Genomic DNA, 23,715 nt, shown 5'->3' with positions numbered 1-23,715 from the left:
GGACGGCGGCACCGAGCTGCAATGTGCGCCAAGTCTAACGCCGCTAAGTTGTATATACAACTCGTTTTGGTGATTTCAGGGTAGGGAGTTACCCTGGAGAAATCGCGGGAACTACCGCAATTGATGGACTTCCGGCAGACAAAGCCTCGCCCGCATTGACTAGACAACACTGCGGGCGGCCAATCGCCCAGGCCCGCGCAAAACAAAAGGCTGAGCCCGATACCGCACGAGGCTCAGCCGTTGACCGTTTCACTGCTTACCGACCATCACTGCCCTGCCGCCTTCTGGTCACCACCGCCTGACACCTTCTTCTGGGCGTCTGTAAAGTCCGTCCGCCGCACACTCGTTACATCGCTGTCCCTGAGCGGATTGAGCGGGAAGTTGTAACCCCGGTCCTTCGCGGCCTGAATCAGCTCTTTCAGCTCGGACTTGTTTTGAACAACGGCGATTTCATCAAAACGCCCCATCTTGAACGGAAGGAAGAACGTAGCCGGGAAGTTTGCATCCTGAAGAGCAGACTATCCTCGTGCTGAAGGAAGTCGAAACTCCCATGAAGGACGCGGACGTATGCCGTAACCATGGCATATCGGCTGCGACGTTCTTCACCAACGGATTGTCTCGCGCGTCGCCGCGATGGCGCTCTAAAGCAGCAGATTCCGACATCGTGCAGGTTCAGGTTGAAGCGAAATTACCAGTAAACGGCCCAGTTGATGATTGCCGTCCGGAAGCGATGACCATCGTAAGGCGACTTCGTTTCTTCATCCCCTTGGTTTACCGCGCCGCTTTGGCCATGCTGACGACGCCTTCTCGCACTCAGGCCATATGCAACTGCGTACAGGACCATCCACCGTAAATGCGCTAACGTTGACCGCGTCGAGAGTATGCTCGACGGTCAGTTCTGCAATGAGTTGCGCCGCATGCATCGCAACGCGCACTATGTCGACGAACATCCAGATCGACGCCGTTGTACGCGAATGTCCTGCTGCTGCATCAGAAGTGGCGTATGGCGTACATCGGGTGCGCTTTTTTTTGTTGTCCATGCGCGTGTATGACCATGGCGTGTTCGCGCGCATCGAAACTGATCTCTCATCTCAACGGAGATCGGGATTTACAGGTCAATTTTTCTAGTCATCTATCCGCCGAGATCCAAAACGACGATTCGCCGAACCTTGATTTCTCCATGACAGGGTTTCTGCTGCCGCCTTGCCGCTAACTCTACAGTGGGATACCTCAGAGCGGAAAGGTCATATCTGCCCACGCTTCGTTAATGACTTGCTTAGCCACTCTTATATCCGTCATCGCTGCGATACGCCTGTAGTGCATGCGAGACGTACCCATTCCTTACACTTTTTCTGCCGGCGAAAACGGGGGCAACCCTGACTTTGCCGGATAGATCGAGCCAACCAACAGGATCGACAAGTCAACCATTCAAGGACTCATTCAATGCAAGCCACAATCGATCGCAGCAGTTATGCATCGTATAGCCAGACTGAATCTTCATTTTCGACGAGTAGCGCATCGTATCGAAGCGCGACACAATCATACAGTTCGAATTCGTCGGCGACGGGATTTCGCGGAAATGGCGCGGGGAATCAGCAGTTCTCCGGAGCGAGCTATTCTCAGCAGTACTCGCGGTCACCAAACAATACGTCGGCGTCGGCGTCGATGTGGACGTCCACCTTTCAACAGAACAGCGCCAATACCGGCACCAACAACAAGAGTCATTTCAGCAGCCAAAATAGCGTTTGTAGCAATACACAGGCCAGGGACAGCAAGAGCCGTTGCAGCGGTCAGCAAAGCAATCTGAGCAACACACAGGTCAAGGACAACAAGAGCCGTTGCAGCGCCCAGCAAAGCAACCGGAACAATACACAGGTCAAGGACAACAAGAGCTATTGCAACGGCCAGCAAAGCAACCGGAGCAATACTCAGGTCAAGAACGAGAAGAGCTACTCCAGCAGTCAGCAAAGCAACTGGAGCAATTCACAGGTCAAGAACGAGAAGAGCTACTCCAGCAGTCAGCAAAGCAGCTGGAGCAATTCACAGGTCAAGAACGAGAAGAGCTGCTCCAGCAGTCAGCAAAGCAACTGGAACAATTCACAGTCCTTGAACAACAAAAGCAACAGCACTGGACAAAATAGTAGTTGGAGCAATACTGCAGTCCAGAACAACGCATCGAGCATAAATCTCGGCGATTACTCTATCGCTCTGCAGAAGAGTGATTCGTCGCTCCTTCTGACGAACAATCAGACCGGCAATACGACCAAAGTCTGGGGCGATCCGCATCTGGATACCAATGGCACATCAACCATGTTCAACGGCTCGCTAACGTTCGATTTGCCCGATAACACGAAGGTCACCGTCGGAACGCAGCCGCAGGGCTCAGTCAGTTATGCTGACCAGGTGACGATCACTCAAGGTAACAAGGCCTATGTGGTTAATGGTTTGAGTCAGGTGGACGGCAATCCGCTTACGGTGGAACGCAGCGGCAACGGCCGCCAACTCGATCAACAGACCGCAGACGGCTATACGCTCATCGCCAATAGCGCTGGCACAGGCTGGATCGATCCGCTGACGGGCAAAGCACCGACTGCGGCAGACATCAGCAAGGCCTGACCGTAGCAGCCTAGGTCGCCCTAATACGGCGACCTGGGAGTGCGCCGTTCAAAATAACCGAAGTCTCGCCCGGATGAAAATTCCGGATTTCGATCGACGTTAGATCATCAATCGTCGGGATCGCTATCTTCCTGCTGCGCAGCGACGAGACCGCGCACCTGCTCCCGCGCATAGTCCAGTCCACGCATCTCCCTTTGCAGATCGCGCAGCGCCGAAACGACCCGTTTCTGTGCGTTCTCCTCGGCACGGCATGCAACGGCAAGCGCCGATACCAGCGCGGACTTTCCTGCGTCGTGCCGATGCAACGCCAGGCGCCACAACGCCGCGCCCCTCTCGGCACAGGAACATGCATCCAGGATTGCGCGGCGCTTTACCTCGTGCTCCGCGACGGCATTCCTTTGCGACACAATATCCGCTGCCGCTTGCTGAACGCCAATGCGTGCCTCGTTCAACAGGCGGCGCGCTCGCTCGACTCTTAGCTGCCGCACACGTGCGAGCAGCGTCCATGCGCGCGTCTGTTCCGCCTCTTTCATTTTTCGGCCCCACGGCAAAGCGCGTGCAACGATAAAATCGTGTTGTCCCAGTCGCAGTATTGGTCTTGAGGCTGGCGCAGGAAGCGTTCAATCAATTTATGATGATCGATCGCGAGATCGCTTTCGGAATCGTTGCCACGCCGATATTCGCCCATCTGCAGCAACAGCTCGACTTCCTGATACCGGCTCATCCATCCACGCACGCGATTTGCATCGTCACGATGTTGCTGAGACGTTACGCGTGTCATCACGCGACTCTTGCTCTTCAGCACATCAATGGCCGGATAGTGTCCCGCCGCACCGAGCCGTCCCGAAAGCTGAATATGTCCGTCGAGCAGCGAGCGTGCCTCTTCCGCGATAGGGTCCGTCATTTCTTCGTCTTCGGCCAGCACCGTAAAAAACGCAGTGACCGAGCCCTGCCGCGTCAGCCCCGCTGCTTCGGTCAGTCTCGGCAACTCGGCGAACACTCGCGGTGGATATCCGCGGCGCACCGGAGGCTCGCCCACCGCCAGACCAACCTCGCGCAGCGCGCGCGCGTAGCGAGTCAGAGAATCGAACAGTAGCAGGACCTGCTTTCCCTCGGCGCGCAGTTCGCTCGCGACACTGCACGCCAGCTCGGCAGCCTTGATGCGCTCAGCCGCCGGCCGCTCGGCCGTCGACGTGATCACGACCGATGATGAGCGTCGCGGGCCAAGATGATCGTGAATGAACTCGGCCACTTCGCGGCCACGCTCACCGATCAGCGCGATCACAATCGCGTCGACCACTGCACCGTTTGCAATCATACCTATCAACGTGCTCTTGCCGCCGCCCGCCGGCGCGAAGATGCCGACGCGCTGGCCGACGCCGCAGGACAAGAGCCCATCGATGGCCCGTACACCGGTCGCGAATGGCGTCGAAATCACCGGTCGGTCGAGCGGATTGACAAGTGGCAGCGCATCCGTCTGCTGCCGCGCGTTTGCCGTGGTCGGAGCGGCGCCGCCATCAAGCGGACGCCCAAGTCCGTCCACCACTCGTCCGAGCAGCGAAGAAGACTCGAAGCGACGCCAGTTGAGACCGCAGCCTTCCACCTGGGTAATATTCGACAATCCCTTGAGCCCGTCGAGCGGTACGACAAGTGCCCCGTCGTGCGCGAAGCCGACCACCTCGCCGATCTGCGCCTCCTGGCTATCGGGCCGGGTAAGCCGCACCATTTCGCCGACGCGCAACGAGGCGCCAACCACACGCACGATTACCCCCCGCGCTTCTATGATCCTTGCGTTGAGCACTGGCTTCGTCGAGAGTAGCGGCGTTTGCGGCACAAGCGTTTTCCTTTTGCTGTTCGTTGGTAGCACGGATTAAGCCGGTTCGAGCGTCGCGATCACGTGGACGCGATACGTGTCGAGCGGAATTTCCTCCATCGCGAGCACATCGGTACGAATACCGAGCGTGCGGAGAATGCGCGCAAGATGAGGACGCAGAAGAGCCGTCGTCACTACGAGCCGCGCCGTGTCGCCTTGCGTCGCAAAAGCTTCGTGCAGGATTTCCAGTTGATCGGCGTCGAGCACGCATTGCGGTTCGCCATCGGGGCCGACTTCAATCTGCGCTTCGAGTACGGCTTCCCACGCCGGGTCGAGCACGGCTGCATTGATTACCCAGTTGTTCAGATCGGCAAGGGGGCGCACCACTTGTTGCCCGAGGGCAATGCGTGCCTCCCGCACCATCCGGTCGAGCGACCGTCCCCCGTCCGGTATGCGAAGGATTGCTTCGAGAATGCCTCGCAGATTCCGAATCGGAATTCGCTGGTCGAGCAGACTGCGCAGCACGCAACCAAGCTGCACCGTGGTTATCACCTGCTGAATCTGATTCACGAGTTCACGGAACTCGATGCTGAGCTGATCCAGGAGAAAGCGCGTTTCCTGGGTTCCGATGAACGACGACGCATGCTGCTCACACACGTCTATCAGGTGATCGCAGAGCGCTGCATCGGTGCTCGATTTCATGATGCGTGCGTCGTCGATTGCGGTGGCAGCCTGCTCAGTCACCCACACCGACTTCTCCGCCCGCGGGTGATAACCCGGCACGCCGTCCATCGTCACCAGCGATGCGTCACCGCTCACCAGCACGTGTCCGGCAATCAGCGTTCCCCCGTAGAACGACACGTCGTCGATATCGAAGATATAGCGATCTTCGTCGAGGTTCGGATCGCGCAAGAGCCCGACACCCGGAAACGGAACACCGAGCCGCACCATCAAATCGCGGCGCATTAGCGCGAAGCGGCGGTTAAGCTCGACCGGATGCAGCGAATCACACGCTTTGACGCCAAGACGCGCACGAAGTGGCGAACTCGTGCCCAGTTCGACATCGTCGAGAATGCGTTGTACGTAGGTTCCGCCGTCGCGCGTCATCGCCGGCATTTGTGGCCGCTCCAACCTGGTCGCCGCCGCGCGCTGGCGACTCGTCACAACTGCCAGGCCGATCTGCACGCCCCCCGCAAGGACGAACTGGATGTGAGGAAAACCCGGAATGACCGCGAGAGCAAGACAAGCAACACCCGCCATCATCAGTGCTGCCGGATGCAGCGACAACTGCTGAAAGATATCCCGGCCGAGATTCGTGCTTCCACTGTTCGACGAGACGCGCGTAACCAGCAAACCCGCGGATATCGATACGACCAGCGATGGAATCTGCGATACGAGGCCATCGCCAACCGTCAGGATCGTGTACGTGTTCAGCGCATCGCCGAACGACATACCGCGTTGTCCAATGCCAATGGTAAGACCGCCAACAATATTGACAAGCGCGACGACGAGTCCGGCAATGCTATCGCCCTTGACGAATTTCATCGCGCCGTCGAGCGATCCATAAAAGTATGTCTCGCGCTCCAGCTCGGCGCGCAACCGTCGGGCGTCGGTGGGCGTAATCTGGCCGCTGCGCAGATCGGCGTCGATGCTCATCTGGCGCCCGGGAATGCCGTCGAGTGTAAAGCGTGCCGACACCTCGGCGACGCGGTCAGCGCCTTTCGCCACGACGATGAACTGGATCACCGACAATACGACAAACACCACAATGCCAACCGCGACATTGCCCCCAACCACCAGTTGACCGAACGCGCTGATGATCTGTCCTGCGTGCGCATCAAGCAGAATCATTTTCGTCGACGCAATTGCGAGGGAGAGTCTCAGCAATGTCGTCACGAGGAGCAGCGACGGAAAACTCGACAACTCCGCCGGCTTCGCCGCGTATATTGTTGCCGCGAGCATCACGAAGCTAGTCGTGAAGCTCACACTGATGAACAGATCGAGGATGAATGGCGGTATAGGTACGATCAGCAGCACCAGCACGCAGAGCAGGCCCACCCCCACGCCAAGATCCGCGTAACGCGTCAACAGCCCAGGTAAGTCAATACGGTTCAATCGGTTTTTGTCGAACATCTTATTGGCTCAGCTCCCTGTGCATGGCCAGGCGACGCCCTTTGACAAAGGGATCGCCTTCTTCGTCGCGGTATTCGCGCTTGATTTCGTTCTTGTCCATTCTCAAACGGCGGCGCCACTGGAAATCCTGCAACTTGACATCAACAACTGCCGGCACAAGTTGCGAAATTCCCATCATGCCCAGCAAACGCGCAAGCGACTGGCAAGTGACGCTCAGTTGCCCACCGAACGAAAGCGCAAACGAAGGCAGCAGCTGCGCACACCAAACCTCGAACGCATAGCCGAATATGAATAGCAACACTGAAAACTGCGCCAGCGTGATTGCAGTCTCCACCAACGTCTTGATCCCGAACAGGTTCTTCAATCCGGACATCGGGTTCAAGCGTTTAATGTCTGGCGCCGCACGCTTGAATGCGATCAGACCTCGGGTTTGCGCCACTTCGGGCACGATGATCGCGATCATGCTGACACCAAGCGTTACGAGCACGACCGGCAGCATCGCGGTGAGCGCACTCGCCAATTGCATGAAGCGCTCATCGAACGGCAGCGCTTGATCGATTCGCGTCGCGGAATCCACCACGTGAGCGCAGACCTGAAATATGTGCGGCGCTTCGGTCACCAGAAAAAGCCACCAGAAAATGCCACTCGCCGCAACAGTCATATGCGCGCTCTTCGCAATATCGCCGTCTTTGCGCGCGCGTCGCAGCCGGTGAGGAGTTGGCGCTTCGGTTTTGTCGCTCATCTCAATATCGCGCCAGCAATAAAAATAGCGTGGAGTCGTTCCAGCAGAATCGGCACGCAGAAAATAACCGTGAACGACAAGACGATCGCCTTGACGGCAGGCGCGGTCATGAACGGATTGATCCGCTTCGCGTAGCGGGACATCAACCCAAGCGAAATATCGACGAGGAACAGCAGGCCGATGAGCGGCATCGCCAGTTTTATACCCTCCACGATCGACAGCGCCAGTCTGGTCTCGGCCAGTTCCTGCATCACTCGCATGTAATCGGGACGTGGCGCACCGGGCGGCCAGAGCGCCCATGCATCGGCGAAGAAGCCGTAGACGGCCTTCAGGCCCGTTCCGGTAAAAAACGTCAACGTGGCGAGCCAGACGAAGAGCCTCTCGAAATGCGCTGCTTCGGTGCGAAAATTCGGATCGTAGGACGCGCCGACCGTGTAACCGCCCTGCTGGTCGATCAAAGCACCGGCAGCGGCCGCCGCGTGGAATGTCACGCTCAGCAAGAAGCCAAGCGTCAGGCCGATCAACACTTCAACGCCGACTGCAATAGCCGGATTGTCCGGCCAGCCTACCTGATTCGGCAACACGGCGAACATCAACGTCAACGGCAGCCGCAAAGCTATGCCGAGCGAATCATTGCCCGCAAAGGGAATCAGCGAAAGTGCAACCATCGGCCGGATGCTACAGAACGCCAATCCCTCGATATATCCGATGTAGTCGGCCATCATTTCACGCGCCCCGTTGCGATGTATGAAAACGCCTGATCGAGAAAATGGGACACCTCGTTCCTGCCCCACGGCACGGCGATCATCAACGCAAACGCGACAGCGATGATCTTTACGCTATACGGCAGAGCTTGATCCTGAATTTGCGTGATGGATTGCACAAGACCAATCAGCAAACCGACCACCGTGGCAACCACGAGCGTGGGCAACGAAAGCCAGAACACGAGCAACAAAGCATCGCTCGCCAGTGAGTTAAGTGACGGGCTCCAGTTCATCGTGCGTAGCTGACTATGAGACCGTGCATCAGTTTTGAAATACCTGACACGGACACGAGCACGAAGAGCTTCAACGGTGTCGATACCGTCGTGGGTGACAGCATCACCATGCCCATTGCCATCAAGATATTGGCCACGGCGAGGTCGATGACCAGAAACGCCATGTAAAGCAGAAAGCCGGCTTCGAATCCGCTCGAAATCTCGCTGATCATAAACGCCGGAATCAAAACCGAAAAATCGGTTTCCTGTACATCGTGTTCGGGATTCAGGCGCTTTACGGCCGACACCATAAACGCCCGCTCGGCGGGTCGTGAATGCTGGAGCATGAAATCGCCGAGCGGTCCCCTTACTGCCCGATAGAGGTCCGCGACTGGGGGTAGCGCACCGCGCTCGATGCTCTCGTTGAGCGCCGGATCGGCGCCGATCTTCTCCATTGTCGGCGCCATCACAACCAGCGTCGCCGCGAGCGCCAGCGCCGAGAGCGCCATGTTGCCCGGCGCCTGCTGCACGCCGACCGCTGAACGCAGCAATGTCAACACGATGCTGATCTTGGTGAACGATGTGGTCATCGTGACGATCAGCGGCAGCAGCCCAAGGAAGAAAAACAGGACGATGAGCTGAAGATTGACGGCTTGATCTCTCATGATGAGCTTCGTGTCTCCGCCATGTGCGTCAGATCGACAATGCGTACGCCCAGCGCGTCATCGATGTCGATCAGCTCGCCGCGGGCGAACGGAACGCCCTGGCATAGCAGCAAGACCGAATTTCTGTGCACCGGCAACTGCAACGACACGATCGAACCTGTGCGCAGACGAGTCAGCTCATCGAACGTCAGCGACAATGTGCCAATCACCGCATCAAACGGGAACGTGAGGGCGTTGGCGGGAACCAGCTCGCTAGTCATCTCGGCAGATTCGGTGTTTTCGTCGATCATCGGAACGTCTATCAACATGTATTCCCCTGAAGGTTTGAGCAAAATACGGCGCGCCCCATGGCTGAGCGGCATGCGCAAATACAACGACGCGCGGTTGAGCAGCAGCGCATCACCGCGCCTGATTGCGCGCAGACGCGGCAACGTCAGCGCAGGGCCTGCCTTGCACACTGGCACGGGCACTCGCAGCCGGTGCGATAGACGGGCCATGTCATCCACGGGAGCAGGCTGGCGTTCCAGCCATTGATCGATGGCTTCGCTGTCCAGCGCGAAGTGCGCTGCTCGATGGCTCCTCTCGTGCGTGAGGACGAGACCGTATGCCCCGGGCTGTGACGCCACATCGAACGAAGTGCCGCTCACGTCGAGCGTGAATCCGAACACGCCTTCGAGTGCGTCGAGCCAGTCCTCGAAGGCTTGCGTGATCAACAGATGAGCACTGGCTCCGGCCTGAGTCAGTGATTGCCGTGCCAGCTCGGGAAAAAGCGCCTGTGCGTCGCAGTCGAGAGTCAGCGTCGCTCCCCCCGCTTGTCCATGAAGCCGCAGTGGATAGCTCGCACGACACGGCTCGAATTGCAGCGTGAACATCTGCTTGCCGACGCTGACCGGATAGGACGCGCCAAAGTGCAGCACGGCAATGTTTTGCCGCCGCGCGTGCTCAAGCGAAATCCGCCTTATGTCTCGCCACGGACTCATTTTTTCACCCCGCCATCCTGCCTATTTGTCGGCTCCGCGAGCATGGCGATCACATCGCGCAAACCGCTCTCGACCGCGTCAAACTTTCTCGCCGGTTCGTCATCCATGTAGCGGTACTCATCGAGCAGCATCTTGATCGCATCTCTCATGCCAAGTTCCAGCGCTTGTAGTTGCGGCGTCAGGCTACCGTCGATCACGCCGCGCTCGGTTTCGACGACAAGCGAGTTTGACGGCAAGTCCGCATCGGCCATTACCGTGAAAGCGTGGGCGTTTAATTCCTGTTCAAGCACGCGTATACCGCGTTGCGTCTCGTCGTAATCGTCGGCCGACACGCGCACCGACAGCACCTGTTGCGCACATGACGCATCAAGGCATCGCCGCAACTGGCTCGGCAACACCACATCGGAAGGCAGTTCCCCGAGTATCCCGGCGACCGTCTTCAGCACCATGTCGGCAAGCCGTTCTTCCAGACAATGCGACGCAAACGATACGGCGGCTGATGGCACGACTAACTTCTGCAGTGCGGCGCGACGGCCAGCCTCATATCCTCGGCGCCACGCGCGTCGCTTTAGCGCACGCACGCGCTCCGCGAGGCGTGCGACCTCGCATTCGGCATCCCGTGCGCGGAACGCTTCCATTTCCCGCAAGCCTTCAAGCCCGTATAACTCCGTGGACGACACAAAACCATCCGACTCCACTCGCCACTCACCCCTTCGGCAGATCAACATGCCTCACCTCCCGCAAGCGCATACGCAGCATCGAGCAAATCGTGGGCGGTTTCTACACGCATGTCGCACACGCCAATGTTCCCCATGCACTGCGCGACCGGGCGCGGCAGACGCAATTCCATCAATATGCGCAGCGCCGGGTCGTCAATCGTTCGCAGTGCAACCCTCAAGCCAGCCGCCGTCATTGACACACGATCCAGGACATTTAGCGTCACGTTCTGATCGGTATCCTCCTGCTCTCCGCGCACGTCGCGCTGAATCGCGTGCAGCAAGTTCGACGCAATTCGGGCGGAAAATATTTGCTGCGCGCTTGCGCTGATGACCCGGCGCAGTGACCGCGCGTGAGCGAGCGCCGCAGTCACACGCAAGACTTTCGCGCATGCCGGACGCGGCATTGTGGCAAACGACGGCATTGCCGGCGTCGTTTGCATCGCAGCCAGTCTCGGAAAGCGCGCGAGCAGATCGGCGTTCGCGTCAACCTGTGCCCGCTCCGTAAGCGCGCGTTCCCCACGCGGCAGCCAACTAAAGTGCGCCCATTTCGACAAGGCGAGTATGGCCACGCGGGTCATGACGCGTCTTTTCCAGCAGAGCTTTCTGGCCGCTTTTCGGTAGGCTGTTCCGCCGTCTTCCTGAGCTTTCTTCGCCGAAAGAATGTGGGTGCGAACGAGCGAATGCCTTTTCCCCACACCCACGCGGAAATGATCATGGCCGTCACGGCCAGAACGATCAGAGCCAACATACCGGCGTGGCGTGAATTGCCATCGGGCACGGCGATACAAGCACTTTTATTGCTGTTCGCATCGCCAGATTCGACAACAGGCGTGACCGGGACCAGCGTCAGATAAACGTGGTCGGGGGTCAGCCCTTCCACGCTGCCTGCCACCAGACCGCGAATCTTGTCCCTCATGTAGTCGAGGTTGTAGTCACTGCGGTAGCGAATCATTACCGACGCCGATGGCGCCGTGACCTGCTGCATAAGCGGATCTCGCTCAGGTTGCACGACGTGTACGCGCGCAATGAGTACCCCGTCGATTTTTTCAAGCGTCTCCGATAGCTCCTGCGTCAGCCCATACACATAGCGAACCTGGTCTTCCCCAGGATTCGAAATCAACCCCTGGCGGCTGAACAACTCGCCCAGATTCGCATGGCCACCGTGAGGCAACGCATATTCGCGCGTGATCTCGGTTGCGGTGGTGACGTTCTTGCTATCTACGGAGATGCTCCATGTCTTGTCGGCGTTGCGTTCCTTGACACCATCAATACCGTGCTCACTCAGCACGGCAATGATCTGGTTTGCCTGTTCCTCGTCCAGGCTTTCGAACAGTGACGATTTGCAGCCGACGAGGAATAGCAGCGGCAGGAGAATCAGTGCGCGGCGCATCAGGTTCTCTGCGTAATCGTGGTCAACGCCTGACTAAATTGATTGGCGATGTTTTTCGCCATCGTGGCACTGAATTGCATGTCGTCAATGTCGTACTGAAGTTGCAGGAGATTGAGTAGTTTCGCCGTCGATGACTGGCTTTTCGCTTGCATGTTGAGATCGTCAGCAACACGCTTGTCCTGCACCATGGCGATTTCTTCCGCACGTTCCAGAATCTGGATAAATGGAGAATTTCCGGTATCTCCCGGCGTATTAGTAGACGACTGAATCTGCGTCGAATCCGGAGTCGAATTCTGGGTAAATGCGTTCATCACCACGGGTTGCAGTAGCATGTATTTATCTCTTCAAAGGTCGTTGACATTTGAGGCGCCGCCAGCGCGGCGCCTCTATCAGGCAATTACTTCAGGTTCGCGATCACGCCCATGCGGGTCTGGTTGCGCTTCGACTCCATGTTGCTTTCTTTCGTGATTTGTTCCTGAAATGCGTTTTGAGCCTTTTGATCCTGAAGATCCTGAGTGGTCTGCCCATTGCCCGCGTCAGCCGCCGAGCTTGTGCCACCCGTGTTTCCAGCGTAAGGGGAGTTCATACCAACGCCACCGACTTGCATATTAAATACTCCTTATTAAATGTAAAACGCGCGTTGTAGGTCACATCGACTTATTGCACACCGAGCCACGCGCCCATACCCGGCAGGCAAACCTGCTTTGCTACTCAGTTACACTTCTTGTTGTCTTTGCCCGTCTGAGCCGAGAGAACATAGGGCGTTCCATCGTCGTTGCGCACGATCGTCACCGTACACCCCGATATGTCCGTGATCTTGCCGAGCGCCAGCTGTGCACCTGCGAAATAACGCACACCCTGCGCATCAACGAGCCACGAACCATGGGCCGAACGCGCCAGATTCATGCCAATCGCTCCAATGGGCGCTCGCACCGGACTGGTGTTTTCAGCATGGCCTTCGAACGCAAGCTCGCGCAGGCCGTTGATCGATTCGTAGGCAAGGCGCGCGACGCGTGCGTAATCCCACGACTCGGGTAGAAGGTACCCTTCTTCAGCGGGGGGAATAATAGTGAACGTTCCCGGAGCGCCTGCCTTGATCTGTGCGCCGCGGTAATACCTGGTCAGAAAGTCCGCGACTTGCTCCTTCATCTGATCGACGACGACCACGCGCATCACCGATGCACACGTGTCCCGGCGAACGATGGCCGCCAGCGAGGAAAGATCTCGAGCGGTTGACACATAGCCATCGTAGACATACGCATGCGTTTTCGGGTCTTCACGCACTGTCACAAAACGGAATGCGCCGTCGAGTTTCGGTGCCTCGCTCCCCACATCGTGTGGGCCGTACATTTGCCACATCACGCCGGCTGCGGCTGATATGAGCGCTATCATCAGCGTTAGCTTCACACCACGCGAAGTCAGCGCCCAACGTTTCGCGACATAGGCGACGGGCGCATGCGCCATCAGCCACGCGAGCTCCGCCGAGCGCACCTCATCGGGTGTCAGCAAGTCGCGTCCGCTGAACTGTATTTGCGCATCACCCACCGTGAACGACGCACCCTGTCTCAACACGGTTGTCTTGCCCGGTGCCAATGCGTGACCGAACACCCGCACGCCGTCATGATGTGCGGTCAATTTCAGCAAATTGCCGTTCAGGCAAATGGTCGCGTGGTGCGCCACGATGCTCTCGTCGACAAGCACGATATTCGCGTCATCTTCGTTTCCGATCATCATGTCATGGCCGTCGGACAAGAGCACACTGGCCCCGGCATGAATGCCGCCGGTCACGGTAATAATTCCGCCGGCACTCATCGGACTCGCCCCTTCGTCGCGGATGAACCGGGCAACGACCCCGGAGGGAGCGGCGGAATCGAATCGGTCCACTCCGGCGCGTACCCGCCTGGCTGCATCATCGGCGCGCGTGCGGTCGCACCACCAACGGCGGATTGAGGTATCGGCGGCGTAAGGCCCGAGGGCAAAGACTCCAGGCCGATGCCCGTTTGCCCAGTCTGGGTCGTCATCGACTTGATACGCGGGGTGATCAGGATCAGCCGTTCGAGCCGCTGTGACTGCTCCTGCTTATCGCCGAACAAATAACCAACGAACGGCAGATCCTCGAGCACGGGCACCCCCGACGTGGACTTTTCGTTGCGCTCATACTCATAGCCGCCGACAAGAAGACTTTCTCCGTCCTTGATGACGGCTTGCGTCACGATGGAGTTGTGACTGACTTTCGGAATGCCATCAACCGAAGCAGACGAATCGAATGCTCCATCTTCGATTTGCACACTCAGCAGAATATTCTTAACGTCGCCCGGAACCGACTCTACAGTGGGGGTCACCTTTAACGTCAGCCCGGTATCGACGTTGTAAAGATCAACATCCTGATTACCTGCCACCCGCACATACATGGAATTTCGTGACGACAGAACCGCTTCGGTGTTGTTCAACGTCAGCACCTGTGGCCGCGACAAAACGCGCGCTTTGCCGCTCTCTTCGAGAGCACGAATTTTTGCAAATAAAAAAGTTGTCGGACTGCCGATCATCGTCGCGAGACTGGCACCCGACAATATCGCTGTGTTGGCCGTGTTCTGCGCTGACGCCAATGCACCCGTAATGGCAGCAGCTGCGCCCCATCCTCCGCCTGCCCTTCCGCTCAACCGTATGTCCAGTTCCGTCGCAGCATCCGATGACACATCAATGACTGCCGCCGTAATTTCGACGAGATCCTGTGGTTTGTCGAGCAGCGCGATCGTGCGCTCGTAGTTCGGCATCATGGCCGGCACGTCATAGATCACAACGGAATTCGTGCGCGCGTCGGCGACGATATTGCGTCGCATTGACGCAGAAACGGTGTTAATTACGCCCGATTCCGGCAACGGCGGATCGATCACCGGCGGCGTATCGGCCAGACCCAGGCCGCGCAGGCCCGGCAGCGACAGCGGCCCGCCGGGATCCTCCCGGCGCTGGCTGCGCACCTTCACCGGCGTTGCGGAGCTCGGTACTGAAACCGGGATATCCGCCATCAGTTTGCGCAAGAGCGATGCCACGCCGGGCACGATCTGCTGCTTGTTTCCGGACTCGTATGTGATGTCTTGTGCCTGCGCGTAGCGAAGCGGAAAGACGCGGATCGCCATCTCGCTGTTAGGCGGGCTGACGACCGTCTGCGCCTGGGCCTGCGCAACGGCATCGGCAATCGCATCGACATACCCGGAAGGACCGGTTACGACAGCCGTCGTGTCCGAATAGCGAACCGGCAGGTGACTGTCGTCGAGACCGAGATTGGCCAACAGGCTGGCCACGTCTGAGCGCGTCATGGGTGCAAACGAAATAGTCCGGTTTCGGATGTCGCTCGCGCGAGAGACGTGAATGATATTTCCATCGAAGTACCAGGCAAGGCCGTAGGCTTCGATCAATCTGGCGAACACGCGTTCTGGCAGTTCGTTAAACGCGCCATTGACAGGCTCCTTCACTCCAGGCGAGATTTTCACTTGAAGCCCACCAGCACTCACCACTTCTCTCAAAACCTCAGTTAAAGGTGTATCGCGTGCAAAGTAATGCATTGTTTCTCCACGCCACACAGGCTGAACGGCATTGCTCAGCGAAGCGTTCAGCACGATTCCAGCAACTACGACACGGCGAATGCCAACGGCAGCTCGATATCGCCTGACACATATTTTTTCAACTTTCGCACGCTCGCTTCGCCGTGTCATGAACATATATATTTTCCCAAATGGGTTCTGCGTTTGATGTGACGAGACTATATCCCGGTACTTGTCTGTTACGGTCATACGCAGATACCACCGGCACAAATCCAAGCCGGAGAGCATTACAGGAATCTAAATTACTTTGGATGCCAATGTTCCGAACAATGTATTGCAATATCAATTCGGATCTTCTCAAGCTCAGACAGCGGTCCGTTCGCCTCAACGGTATCGCTACGTGTCTCAGGCTGGAAGAAATTTACTGGTCAATCATCGAGCAACTAGCTCGTGAAGAATCGTTAAGTGTGGGAAAACTGATTTCAAAATGGGCGATGGAAATGGATCTAGCGCACGAATCTATATGGAACTTTACGGGTTACGTACGCGTCGTCTGTGTTGTTCAAATGATGAAACGCATGGATTCAGATCATCAGATAGATCTTGCCTAAAGCGTGTTATGTGCTTGCGGCAAAGCCACTTATCCAGCTTTCAAAATTTACACGACCACCTCTTTGCTGGGTGGTCGATTGGAGTTCCGGCTTACCTAACCGCATCAGGTTAATTGTGTGCGACTACGAGCGTTTTCGAGAAACCGTGGTCTGTCTGCACTTCGTCGTCTTCGCGAAATTGATGCTCATTCATTCCGTTCCAATTCTGCAAAGTGCCCAACACATGCGAATACTCCGTGGTTACCTAAAGTGCGTGACAGTCTGTAATTCTTGAGGCTGATACGTGACGTATTCACGCATCCGGAGGTTCCAATGTAAATATTTGTACTTCCTGTCCTACATAACGGGCATTGTTGTGCCCATTGAAAAATTGTATTTCGTCCAGGAAATAAAAATGTCGAACAATATCTCGCAAATGAGTGCAACTCAGTCATTCTCCGCTGTTAGTTCTAGTCACATGTCTTCGTCTGGTCATTCGCCCGCAGCCAGTCAAGGCCAGTCGGCTCCGATGTTCTCTCCTGATTTTGCTTCGAATGGCTCTGGCGGAGCAGGCGCCCCCGGCTCTCAATCATCGGGGGATTTGCTCAAGGACCTGATGAAGCTGCTTCAGGATGTGATGAGCAACGGAGGTAACTCCGGCGGCATGTCGGGCGGCATGGGGGGTATGGGAGGCATCGGCGGCATGATGGGCTAACGCGCATTACTTGCCGTTGAGTCGGCCGCCGCGTCAACTGTATGGGAGAAGTCCCCGTAACTGAAATTGCGGCGGCCGGCGCAACGAGTCCAGTTGAAGCGTGTTCGGTTTCGCCGAAATACGTGCGTATAGCACTGTTGACGCGCAGTGACTGGATGATGTTGCTGTCGGGATAAAGACCATCCTCACACGCGGAAAGCAAATCGGCGACATTCATCGACTGCCCAGTCATTGCGACCTGACCGTTGTCGCTCAACGAGCAATCAGTCGGCGCTGCCGGTTGGACCAGGTGTGCGTAGCACAGCAAAACCGCTAGCGCCTGCTCTGGTGGACGCGGGGATGCGGTGGAAGAAATGAAATCTTCCGGACGCCAGCCGGAGCTTGACGGGGTCGAGCGCAAACGCGGCGCACGCGTACCCGAGTGAGAGGGATTGATCCGATGCGCTTGTCTGCCAGTGCATTGAGGACTCTGCAGGCAGGATGATCCATCAGCGCTTTGACGGGCTGGAAAGATGAAAACGGCTGGTAACTAACTCGGTCCACCTGACGATTTGACACGTCGCCGGACGAGAGTAACCGGCCCGACTTCGTTCTCTCATAATCCTTATCGAAGGTTCGCCTTGAAACGACTAAGCACTATTACGAAAGAACAACGCACGAACGGCAGCTCTAGATCGTGGACCACGGATGACGAACTGGAATTCCTGGACTGCCTTGCTGCCGGCGCAAACGCAGCAGACAGGCTTCACGGCTACATCTGCGCACTGCGTCGGCGAACCAGGTTCGGTGAGCTTGATTCGGGCGCGATCCTGATTCACGCCAAGCAGTTGCTACGCGAGGTCGAGCGAGCAGCAGCCTGATTCGCACCGAACCCACAGAGCCAACCATGGAATATCCACGTCCCCCAGTCATTACGTTCACGAAGTCCCTGTTCGCCGCGCTGTTCGAACACGTATCGTTAAACGAACTCGCCACAGCGCTGCGCGAGTTGCCTCCATCGACGTGCGCGCGCCTCCTGCGCCTCGCAGCGGAAAACGACGCCGAACAGGTCGGCCACATCGTCATCCACACCTACAACCAGGTAATCGCCGCGAAGAAAAAACAGCTGCGCGCCGTGGAGGTCGAACAGAGGCAAACCGAAGTGACCAACGCCACGGAACCGCGTCACCGTATGTTTCGCATTATCGCGGACGATTGATCGTGCCTGTCGATGTGACCACGCTCGCGAATGATGCGCTGACCGCGCGTGCGGTCAGCGCATCGCAGCGCAAATACAGAATTCGGAAAGATCGTACGTCTGTGCGACTTTCCCCGTGGCGCGTGCGGTTCTGAGGTTGGCTAAAAAAGAAGGAAGCCAACGTTTCGTGAAATCGTGAAACGAAGACATGAAGGAATCGAATTCCCAAAGCCGTCTACACGTGAGCGTTTCGTGAGAAGGCTGTCAAGCTGGCGTTGAGGTGATGTTTCAGTGTTCAGGAAACGGCACCCTGGCTGCCGCTTCCACTCCAGACGCTCACGAACTGCGCAGCGGCAAAATCGTTGACTATGCGTTGAACGAGCTGACGATAACGAGTCTTGTCATGCAGGCGTTATTTCGCGCCGCGTCGAGCCGGCGCCTGAAACCGAGTCTGATCCATCACACCGAACGCAACTCGCGATACCGCGCCCACGCACATCAGGAACTCATCAACTACTTCGCAATGCAGGCGTCGACGGGCCGCCGCGACGGCTACGACAACGCGCCGATTGAATCATTCCGGGGTTAACCAAAGAGCGAGCTGATCCATTACCAGTGCTTCGCGGCATCGGCTGCCTTTTGGGGAACGGCGTGCGTACCGGAGTCAACAGCCCTTGCGCCGCCCATACCCCGTTCATGATTTTTCGTCTGGCCATACCTCAATGGATGCAGGGACTGCGCGTTGACGTCCAGGTTGTGTTCGCCACGCCTGGCCCTGCCGCGCTAACGGTACGCCGGCACCTGCGCTTCGGACGTTGGCGGATCGTCCGACGGCTGAGGCACATTTCGCGTGTGACCGGCCGGCGCAACCTGCGAAGCAGCCTCCGCGACACCATGGTGCGAAAATGTCACCTCGACACGCCGGTTCGGCGCAAGACAGTCGATGAGCGCGTGGCGCTCGCGTTCACCGCATTGGACCACCGGATTCGCTTTGCCATGTCCGGCGGCACTCATCGGCACTGTGGCTCCCTGGTTGCGCAGATATAAAACGACTGTATCCGCGCGACGCTGCGAAAGAGCCATGTTGTAGCGGTCGCCACCGATGCGATCGGTGTAGCCGTCGGCATGGATCGCCGTCACGTCGAAGTCCGCACCGAGATCGCGCGCCAGCTCGTCCAGTTGGGTACGGCCTTGCGGCAACATTCCGGCGACGTCGCTGCGGTCGAACTCAAACAGCGCATTGGAGGGCAACGTCACCTTCGGCGGCAGTGCCCGCGGCGGCAGCGACGGTTGCGGCGGCGGTGCGCACGCGCTCAGCGTATGCGGCAGCATCGCGATCTGCTGTTCGATTGCTGCAACGCGTCGCCGGCTCGCGTCGAAAGCGCGCGTCCACGCTTCGTGTCCCGCGTGGATCAGGCCGACTTCGGCACACGCGACGACCTGTTGCGCCTGAGGACAGGCGGGCCACCCCGCCGATGACTTCGCCGCCATCAACTGCTGCCAAAGATCCGGACGCAGTAGAGACGAGGTACGCAGCTTCGGATTCTCGGCCGATGATTGCGCATGATTTTCGAGCGCACCCGTGAGCAGGTCGGCCTGGCGCGTGGCCTCTTCGACGAAGCCCCAGCCGTCGTGCAACGCACGTTCTTCGCGCGCCGCATTGATCCAGCACTGCGCTTTCGCGCCGAAGTATCCGTCCCGTTCGCGCGGGCCGAGCGAATGCAAGCGTATCTGCACATCGTCGGGCGTCGAGGTGCGTGCGACGCGCCCATACTGCTCGATCCACTCGTCGGTGACGGCGCCGGCCAGCGTGCTCTGCTCGGCGTGGAATCCGTTGGCGAGCGCCGTGGGGTCCTGGATCTGTAACGCGTCGCGCGCCGCTTGCGACGCGCATCCGGCGACCGCAAGCGCCACGGCGATCGCCATGATGGAATGTTTCATGTTTGTTGCCCGTGAAGGAGCCCCGCGGCCCGGTCATACAACGACGGGAGCTACCGCTCTCGCCCTTTTGTCCATTTCCGGCCGCGCGCATCAGGCGCCGAACACAATGCCGATGCCGGCGCGAACGATGGTGCTGTTACCGCCCGCCGACGAAACGCCGAGGTTGTAGTTGACCGTGCCCTTCTGGTTCCAGCGCGACAGGCCGATGCCCAGCGCCGCCGAGCCGCGGTAGGACGCGACGCCGGCGTTGAGCGTCGTGCGCCCCGGCAGGTACGGCGTAACGATGTTCAGCGCCGACGCCGCCGCGATCCCGCGCCGCGCGCTGCGATCGACGTCGTCGATGCGCCCGTTCATGCTGCCCATCGCATTGTTGAGCTGGCCAACGTTGACGGCATCGGTGGACGCCGTACCCGCTGCAACATTGGTGATCTGCCGCTCATTGCCGGCACTGCCGACCGACACCGTGTCGTTGCGCAGCGCGGCCGAATTCGCGCCGATTGCGACGGAATTCGAGGCGGTAGCGCTCGCCTGATCGCCGATGGCCGTGGACACCGTACCGCTCGCGCTCGCGCCCCCACCGACCGCGAGCGAACTGCTGCCGCTCGTGTTAGCCGCGCCGCTCGACGTATTCGCCGCGAGGTACTTCGAGCCGGCGGACGCGACGTTCTGCACCGCCTGATCGAGGCTCGCGACCTGCTGGTTGGTGGCATAGAGCTGGGCGCCGCTCACGGCGTCGGTGCTCGTGGCGCTCAGCGTGGCATCGGCGAGATTTGTCAGGCTGACCTTGCCGTTCGCGTCCGCGCCGCCCAGCGTGACCTTGTCGTGCGCCGACGAATCGTACTGGACCGCGTTCGCAACGGTGCCCGCGATCTGGGTCACCGTGGTCTGCAGATTCGTGACAGCCGTGGTGTTCTGCGTGACGCGACCATCGAGATTCGTGATCGCGTCGCCGACGTTGCTGACCGTCGCGCCACCGACCGAATAGGCCGGCGCACTCAGCGTGCCGTCCGGCTTGACCGCCGCACCGCCGCCGAGCGCCGAGGCCACGCTCGCCGCGTTGGCGTAGAGTTGCGCGCCGTTGATCGCATCGCCGCTCATCGGCTTCACTTGCCCGGCCGCCACGCCGGTCAGCACGCGATCGCCCGCGCCGCCGGAAAAATCCACGATACCGCCGGCCGTGTTTGCGCCGACCGTGATCGTGTGACTTACGGGGTCCTGCGCGACGAGGCCGATGCCCGATGTCGAAACCTGTTGCTGGAGCGACGACAGGCCGGCATCAAGCGTATCGAGCGCACCGCCGACCGTATGTTGCGTGCCGCCCTGCATGTGGTAAGTCGGTGAGATGATCGTGCCGTTGGCCGAGAGGTCGGCGCCGCCGCCGAGCACCGAGGCAAGCGAGCGCAACTGAGCCGCGTTGACGGCGTCCGAATCCGCCGACCCTGCAGCGAGATTCGAAATCTTTGTGCCGTTCGCGCCGGCGAGCGTGATCGACGATTTCGTCGCGTCGTCGTACGCGACGAACGCGTTGGTCACATTGCCAGCGGTGTCGACCTGCAGGCCCGCCGTCCTCAGCTGGCTCACGTTCACCGCGTCGAGGTCTGCCGAGCCTGCCGCCAGATTCGTGATGCGCGTGCCGCCGGAACCGCCGAGCGTCACCTGGGACCGGCTCGTGTCGTCATAAGCGACAAACGCATTCGTCACGTTGCCCCCGGTATCGACCCGAAGGCCCGCCGCCCGCAACTGGCCGACGTTCGCTGCGTCCGTGTCGGCCGAGCCTGCGGCCAGATTCACGATGCGCCGGGTGTTGGCCTCGCTGGTGATGGTGTAGGCCTTCCCCGAAGCGTCGTACGCCGTGTACGACGCGCCGCTGCTGCCCACCGACACCGTATTCGCCTGGTCCGCCACCGAGCCCGAGCCGAGCGCCACCGCGTCGCTCGCCGACGTATAAGCCTGTACGCCCACGGCGGTGCCCGCCGTGCCTGTGGTCAGCGCGCTGGACCCGATAGCAATGGAGCCGCTCGCGGCCGCGCGCGCGACGTCGGACGGCGGCGTCGTGCCCCAGCTGTCACCGCGTCCGGCCACCTGCGAGTAATACGCGGCCGTCTTGTACGTAACGTCGAGCCCGGCCGTATCGACGTTCGGGCCCGGCTGCGGCTGTGCGCTCGACATCGTCATGACCGGCGTCTGGCTCGTGCCGCCTCCCGGGACCGCGGCGTTGATGATGTCGTACACCTGGCCCAGGTTCGTTGCATCGGTATCCTGAATGCCGTTGGCCACATTGCTGATCACGGTGCCGGCCGGAAGATGTCCCGCTGCGCGGTTACTGTCGCGATAGTAGACGCTGTCGCCCACGCCGGGATCTAGCGTAATGGTGGGCGATCCTGTGGCACTTGTCCCGGCGTCGTAGGTGACGGCGCCGTTCATGATCCTGCCCGAGCCGTCGAACTGAAACCCTGCCGACTCAAGCTGGGCCACGTTGAGCGCGTCGTTGTCCGCGATCCCTGCCGCCACGCTCTGGAGCCGGCGCGCGCCCGCCGTGCCGGTGAAGTCCACCACCGTGCCGTCCGTAGCCGCGGCGACGGTGATCGCGCGCGTCGCCGGGTCCTGACGTACGAGACCGATCGTGCCGCCGTCAATGTCGTTCGCGAGGTTGGCGATCTGCGCGCCGTTGGCGTTCACGCCGTCGTCGAGCGCCGTGAGCGCGCTGCCCACGTCATTTGCCAGGATGCCTTGCACCCGATAGCTGGGCGCCGCGACCGTGCCGTCCGCCACGATGCCCGCGTCGCCGCCAAGCAGCCCTGTCACCGCCCGCAACTGGCCGACGTTGACGGCATCGGTATTGCCCTGTCCCGCGGCCATGTTGACGATACGGCGCGTGTTGGCCTGATTCTGGATCGTATAGGCCTTGCCATTCGCATCGTAGGCAACGAACGAACCCGAACCGTCGTTGCCGACCGACACGGTGTTCGCCTGATCCGCGACCGAACCCGCGCCGAGCGCCACAGCGTCCTTCGCACTCGCGTAAGCCTGTACGCCGACCGCGACCGCCGCCGCGCCCGGCGTGTACGCGTTTGAGCCGATGGCGATCGAGCCGTTGCCGGCGGCGCGTGCCACGTCGGACGGCGGCGTTGTCCCGGTGTCGTCCGCGAGGCCGGCAACTTTCGAATAATAGGCTGCGGTCTTGTACACGCTGTTCAGCCCGAACAGATCGACCCCAGATCCCGTGGGCAATGAGCCTGCCAACATCAGGTTTTGTGCAGCCAGGTCGCTGGCTGGAGCCAGTTGATCGGCTGAATTGGCGACCAGCATATTTGCCGTGCCGGCCGAGGACTCGTCCGCATACGCCGACAGGGCAAGGCCGCCCACGCCGACCAGCGCCAACGTCTTCACGATCGTCGCGATGCCTGGCCCAGATCCCCGATTTCCCGTGACGCTCTCCGGCGCCGCCACCCATGTAGCTGATGACGCGTTCCAGACAGATCGATAAGCCTTGTTCATACAGATTCCCTGTGCGTAGACGTTTTCTGAAACGAATGCACTGCATCGAGGCGCCATCACGCCCCTGATTCAGTTAGCAATCCATAATTAATTCGAAGCTGGTCGATGTGCGGTGATTCCACATCATCGGGCTCATGCGTTATTTTCCCGTCAACCAGTACCGCAAAAATACTCAGCCGGACGGCTATGGGTGTGGTACACGGTCATTGTTCGCGAGT

24 protein-coding genes are annotated in these 23,715 nt (G+C 59.3%); 6 read left to right on the top strand and 18 right to left on the bottom strand.

Annotated features, from left to right (window positions below):
• Nucleotides 1–266: 266 nt before the first annotated feature.
• Nucleotides 267–467 carry a hypothetical protein gene (locus L0U80_RS20020; protein ID WP_233868912.1) on the bottom strand — a complete coding sequence of 67 codons (201 nt, stop codon included), beginning with the start codon at nucleotides 465–467 and terminating at the stop codon, nucleotides 267–269.
• Between the two features lie 59 nt (nucleotides 468–526).
• Here L0U80_RS20020 and L0U80_RS31545 point away from each other — a divergent pair, with 59 nt between their 5' ends.
• Complete coding sequence (locus tag L0U80_RS31545; RefSeq protein WP_267954948.1) at nucleotides 527–853, top strand: hypothetical protein; 327 nt, start codon at nucleotides 527–529, stop codon at nucleotides 851–853.
• A 590-nt stretch (nucleotides 854–1,443) separates the two neighbouring features.
• Entirely contained in the window at nucleotides 1,444–2,616 is a 1,173-nt protein-coding gene (locus L0U80_RS20010) for a DUF1521 domain-containing protein (RefSeq protein WP_233868910.1), read from the top strand.
• Nucleotides 2,617–2,723: 107 nt separating this feature from the next.
• Here L0U80_RS20010 and L0U80_RS20005 read toward each other — a convergent pair whose 3' ends face one another.
• The 15 genes from L0U80_RS20005 to sctC all read right to left on the bottom strand — a co-directional run bounded on the left by L0U80_RS20005 (nucleotide 2,724) and on the right by sctC (nucleotide 15,597).
• A complete protein-coding gene (locus tag L0U80_RS20005) occupies nucleotides 2,724–3,068 on the bottom strand; it encodes a hypothetical protein (protein ID WP_233868909.1) in 345 nt (114 codons plus the stop codon).
• Nucleotides 3,069–3,145: 77 nt separating this feature from the next.
• Complete coding sequence (locus L0U80_RS20000) at nucleotides 3,146–4,372, bottom strand: FliI/YscN family ATPase (RefSeq protein ID WP_233871468.1); 1,227 nt, start codon at nucleotides 4,370–4,372, stop codon at nucleotides 3,146–3,148.
• 114 nt (nucleotides 4,373–4,486) lie between these two features.
• Nucleotides 4,487–6,544 carry a flagellar biosynthesis protein FlhA gene (locus L0U80_RS19995; protein WP_233868908.1) on the bottom strand — a complete coding sequence of 686 codons (2,058 nt, stop codon included), beginning with the start codon at nucleotides 6,542–6,544 and terminating at the stop codon, nucleotides 4,487–4,489.
• 19 nt (nucleotides 6,545–6,563) lie between these two features.
• A complete protein-coding gene (locus tag L0U80_RS19990; protein WP_233868906.1) occupies nucleotides 6,564–7,304 on the bottom strand; it encodes an EscU/YscU/HrcU family type III secretion system export apparatus switch protein in 741 nt (246 codons plus the stop codon).
• The gene (locus tag L0U80_RS19985) at nucleotides 7,301–8,029 is read right to left on the bottom strand and encodes an EscT/YscT/HrcT family type III secretion system export apparatus protein (protein ID WP_233868905.1); all 729 of its coding nucleotides are present in this window, start codon (nucleotides 8,027–8,029) and stop codon (nucleotides 7,301–7,303) included. The genes L0U80_RS19990 and L0U80_RS19985 overlap by 4 nt, the downstream gene beginning before the upstream one ends.
• Complete coding sequence (gene sctS / locus L0U80_RS19980) at nucleotides 8,026–8,301, bottom strand: type III secretion system export apparatus subunit SctS (RefSeq protein ID WP_233868904.1); 276 nt, start codon at nucleotides 8,299–8,301, stop codon at nucleotides 8,026–8,028. Before sctS ends, L0U80_RS19985 begins: the two co-directional genes overlap by 4 nt.
• On the bottom strand, nucleotides 8,298–8,945 hold the full coding sequence (locus L0U80_RS19975) for an EscR/YscR/HrcR family type III secretion system export apparatus protein (RefSeq protein ID WP_233868902.1): 648 nt from the start codon (nucleotides 8,943–8,945) through the stop codon (nucleotides 8,298–8,300). The genes sctS and L0U80_RS19975 overlap by 4 nt, the downstream gene beginning before the upstream one ends.
• Nucleotides 8,942–9,925 carry a FliM/FliN family flagellar motor switch protein gene (locus L0U80_RS19970; RefSeq protein ID WP_233868900.1) on the bottom strand — a complete coding sequence of 328 codons (984 nt, stop codon included), beginning with the start codon at nucleotides 9,923–9,925 and terminating at the stop codon, nucleotides 8,942–8,944. The genes L0U80_RS19975 and L0U80_RS19970 overlap by 4 nt, the downstream gene beginning before the upstream one ends.
• Nucleotides 9,922–10,563: a FliH/SctL family protein gene (locus L0U80_RS19965; protein ID WP_233868898.1), complete on the bottom strand. Its 642-nt coding sequence runs from the start codon at nucleotides 10,561–10,563 to the stop codon at nucleotides 9,922–9,924. Before L0U80_RS19965 ends, L0U80_RS19970 begins: the two co-directional genes overlap by 4 nt.
• A gap of 83 nt (nucleotides 10,564–10,646) precedes the next feature.
• A complete protein-coding gene (locus tag L0U80_RS19960; protein ID WP_233868896.1) occupies nucleotides 10,647–11,015 on the bottom strand; it encodes a hypothetical protein in 369 nt (122 codons plus the stop codon).
• A 203-nt stretch (nucleotides 11,016–11,218) separates the two neighbouring features.
• Nucleotides 11,219–12,034: a type III secretion system inner membrane ring lipoprotein SctJ gene (sctJ, locus tag L0U80_RS19955; RefSeq protein WP_233868894.1), complete on the bottom strand. Its 816-nt coding sequence runs from the start codon at nucleotides 12,032–12,034 to the stop codon at nucleotides 11,219–11,221.
• Entirely contained in the window at nucleotides 12,034–12,366 is a 333-nt protein-coding gene (locus L0U80_RS19950; protein ID WP_233868891.1) for a hypothetical protein, read from the bottom strand. Before L0U80_RS19950 ends, sctJ begins: the two co-directional genes overlap by 1 nt.
• A 65-nt stretch (nucleotides 12,367–12,431) precedes the next feature.
• Nucleotides 12,432–12,620: a hypothetical protein gene (locus tag L0U80_RS19945; RefSeq protein WP_233868888.1), complete on the bottom strand. Its 189-nt coding sequence runs from the start codon at nucleotides 12,618–12,620 to the stop codon at nucleotides 12,432–12,434.
• 125 nt (nucleotides 12,621–12,745) lie between these two features.
• Nucleotides 12,746–13,846, bottom strand: a complete 1,101-nt coding sequence (locus tag L0U80_RS19940) for an FHA domain-containing protein (protein ID WP_233868886.1) — start codon at nucleotides 13,844–13,846, stop codon at nucleotides 12,746–12,748.
• Nucleotides 13,843–15,597, bottom strand: coding sequence for a type III secretion system outer membrane ring subunit SctC (gene sctC / locus L0U80_RS19935; protein WP_233868882.1), 1,755 nt, complete (start codon nucleotides 15,595–15,597; stop codon nucleotides 13,843–13,845). The genes L0U80_RS19940 and sctC overlap by 4 nt, the downstream gene beginning before the upstream one ends.
• Before the next feature lie 170 nt (nucleotides 15,598–15,767).
• Between sctC and L0U80_RS19930 the strand changes: the two genes are divergently transcribed.
• The 4 genes from L0U80_RS19930 (at nucleotide 15,768) to L0U80_RS19915 (ending at nucleotide 18,647) form a co-directional block, all read left to right on the top strand.
• The gene (locus L0U80_RS19930) at nucleotides 15,768–16,187 is read left to right on the top strand and encodes a ribbon-helix-helix domain-containing protein (protein WP_308444873.1); all 420 of its coding nucleotides are present in this window, start codon (nucleotides 15,768–15,770) and stop codon (nucleotides 16,185–16,187) included.
• Between the two features lie 394 nt (nucleotides 16,188–16,581).
• On the top strand, nucleotides 16,582–16,881 hold the full coding sequence (locus L0U80_RS19925) for a hypothetical protein (protein ID WP_233868880.1): 300 nt from the start codon (nucleotides 16,582–16,584) through the stop codon (nucleotides 16,879–16,881).
• Nucleotides 16,882–17,767: 886 nt separating this feature from the next.
• Complete coding sequence (locus tag L0U80_RS19920; RefSeq protein ID WP_233868876.1) at nucleotides 17,768–18,079, top strand: hypothetical protein; 312 nt, start codon at nucleotides 17,768–17,770, stop codon at nucleotides 18,077–18,079.
• Between the two features lie 382 nt (nucleotides 18,080–18,461).
• Nucleotides 18,462–18,647 carry a hypothetical protein gene (locus tag L0U80_RS19915; protein ID WP_233868874.1) on the top strand — a complete coding sequence of 62 codons (186 nt, stop codon included), beginning with the start codon at nucleotides 18,462–18,464 and terminating at the stop codon, nucleotides 18,645–18,647.
• A gap of 194 nt (nucleotides 18,648–18,841) precedes the next feature.
• Here the strand turns inward: L0U80_RS19915 and L0U80_RS19910 are convergent, their stop codons facing one another.
• The gene (locus tag L0U80_RS19910) at nucleotides 18,842–19,999 is read right to left on the bottom strand and encodes an OmpA family protein (RefSeq protein ID WP_233868870.1); all 1,158 of its coding nucleotides are present in this window, start codon (nucleotides 19,997–19,999) and stop codon (nucleotides 18,842–18,844) included.
• A gap of 90 nt (nucleotides 20,000–20,089) precedes the next feature.
• Nucleotides 20,090–23,497, bottom strand: coding sequence for a YadA-like family protein (locus L0U80_RS19905; protein WP_267954850.1), 3,408 nt, complete (start codon nucleotides 23,495–23,497; stop codon nucleotides 20,090–20,092).
• Nucleotides 23,498–23,715 lie beyond the last annotated feature (218 nt).

Source organism: Paraburkholderia adhaesiva (assembly GCF_021390575.1).
Lineage (GTDB): Bacteria > Pseudomonadota > Gammaproteobacteria > Burkholderiales > Burkholderiaceae > Paraburkholderia > Paraburkholderia adhaesiva.
The sequence above is the reverse complement of the archived record's forward strand: the minus strand, read 5'-3'. Positions and strand labels throughout refer to the sequence as shown.

Coding starts and splice junctions, on each gene's coding strand:
- L0U80_RS20020 (WP_233868912.1), bottom strand. CDS start 467: ATGGGGCGTTTTGATGAAATCGCCGTTGTTCAAAACAAGTCCGAGCTG.
- L0U80_RS20010 (WP_233868910.1), top strand. CDS start 1,444: ATGCAAGCCACAATCGATCGCAGCAGTTATGCATCGTATAGCCAGACT.
- L0U80_RS19990 (WP_233868906.1), bottom strand. CDS start 7,304: ATGAGCGACAAAACCGAAGCGCCAACTCCTCACCGGCTGCGACGCGCG.
- L0U80_RS19985 (WP_233868905.1), bottom strand. CDS start 8,029: ATGATGGCCGACTACATCGGATATATCGAGGGATTGGCGTTCTGTAGC.
- sctS (WP_233868904.1), bottom strand. CDS start 8,301: ATGAACTGGAGCCCGTCACTTAACTCACTGGCGAGCGATGCTTTGTTG.
- L0U80_RS19975 (WP_233868902.1), bottom strand. CDS start 8,945: ATGAGAGATCAAGCCGTCAATCTTCAGCTCATCGTCCTGTTTTTCTTC.
- L0U80_RS19970 (WP_233868900.1), bottom strand. CDS start 9,925: ATGAGTCCGTGGCGAGACATAAGGCGGATTTCGCTTGAGCACGCGCGG.
- L0U80_RS19965 (WP_233868898.1), bottom strand. CDS start 10,563: ATGGAAGCGTTCCGCGCACGGGATGCCGAATGCGAGGTCGCACGCCTC.
- sctJ (WP_233868894.1), bottom strand. CDS start 12,034: ATGCGCCGCGCACTGATTCTCCTGCCGCTGCTATTCCTCGTCGGCTGC.
- L0U80_RS19950 (WP_233868891.1), bottom strand. CDS start 12,366: ATGCTACTGCAACCCGTGGTGATGAACGCATTTACCCAGAATTCGACT.
- L0U80_RS19945 (WP_233868888.1), bottom strand. CDS start 12,620: ATGAACTCCCCTTACGCTGGAAACACGGGTGGCACAAGCTCGGCGGCT.
- L0U80_RS19940 (WP_233868886.1), bottom strand. CDS start 13,846: ATGAGTGCCGGCGGAATTATTACCGTGACCGGCGGCATTCATGCCGGG.
- sctC (WP_233868882.1), bottom strand. CDS start 15,597: ATGCATTACTTTGCACGCGATACACCTTTAACTGAGGTTTTGAGAGAA.
- L0U80_RS19930 (WP_308444873.1), top strand. CDS start 15,768: ATGGGTTCTGCGTTTGATGTGACGAGACTATATCCCGGTACTTGTCTG.
- L0U80_RS19925 (WP_233868880.1), top strand. CDS start 16,582: ATGTCGAACAATATCTCGCAAATGAGTGCAACTCAGTCATTCTCCGCT.
- L0U80_RS19920 (WP_233868876.1), top strand. CDS start 17,768: ATGGAATATCCACGTCCCCCAGTCATTACGTTCACGAAGTCCCTGTTC.
- L0U80_RS19915 (WP_233868874.1), top strand. CDS start 18,462: ATGCAGGCGTTATTTCGCGCCGCGTCGAGCCGGCGCCTGAAACCGAGT.
- L0U80_RS19910 (WP_233868870.1), bottom strand. CDS start 19,999: ATGAAACATTCCATCATGGCGATCGCCGTGGCGCTTGCGGTCGCCGGA.
- L0U80_RS19905 (WP_267954850.1), bottom strand. CDS start 23,497: ATGAACAAGGCTTATCGATCTGTCTGGAACGCGTCATCAGCTACATGG.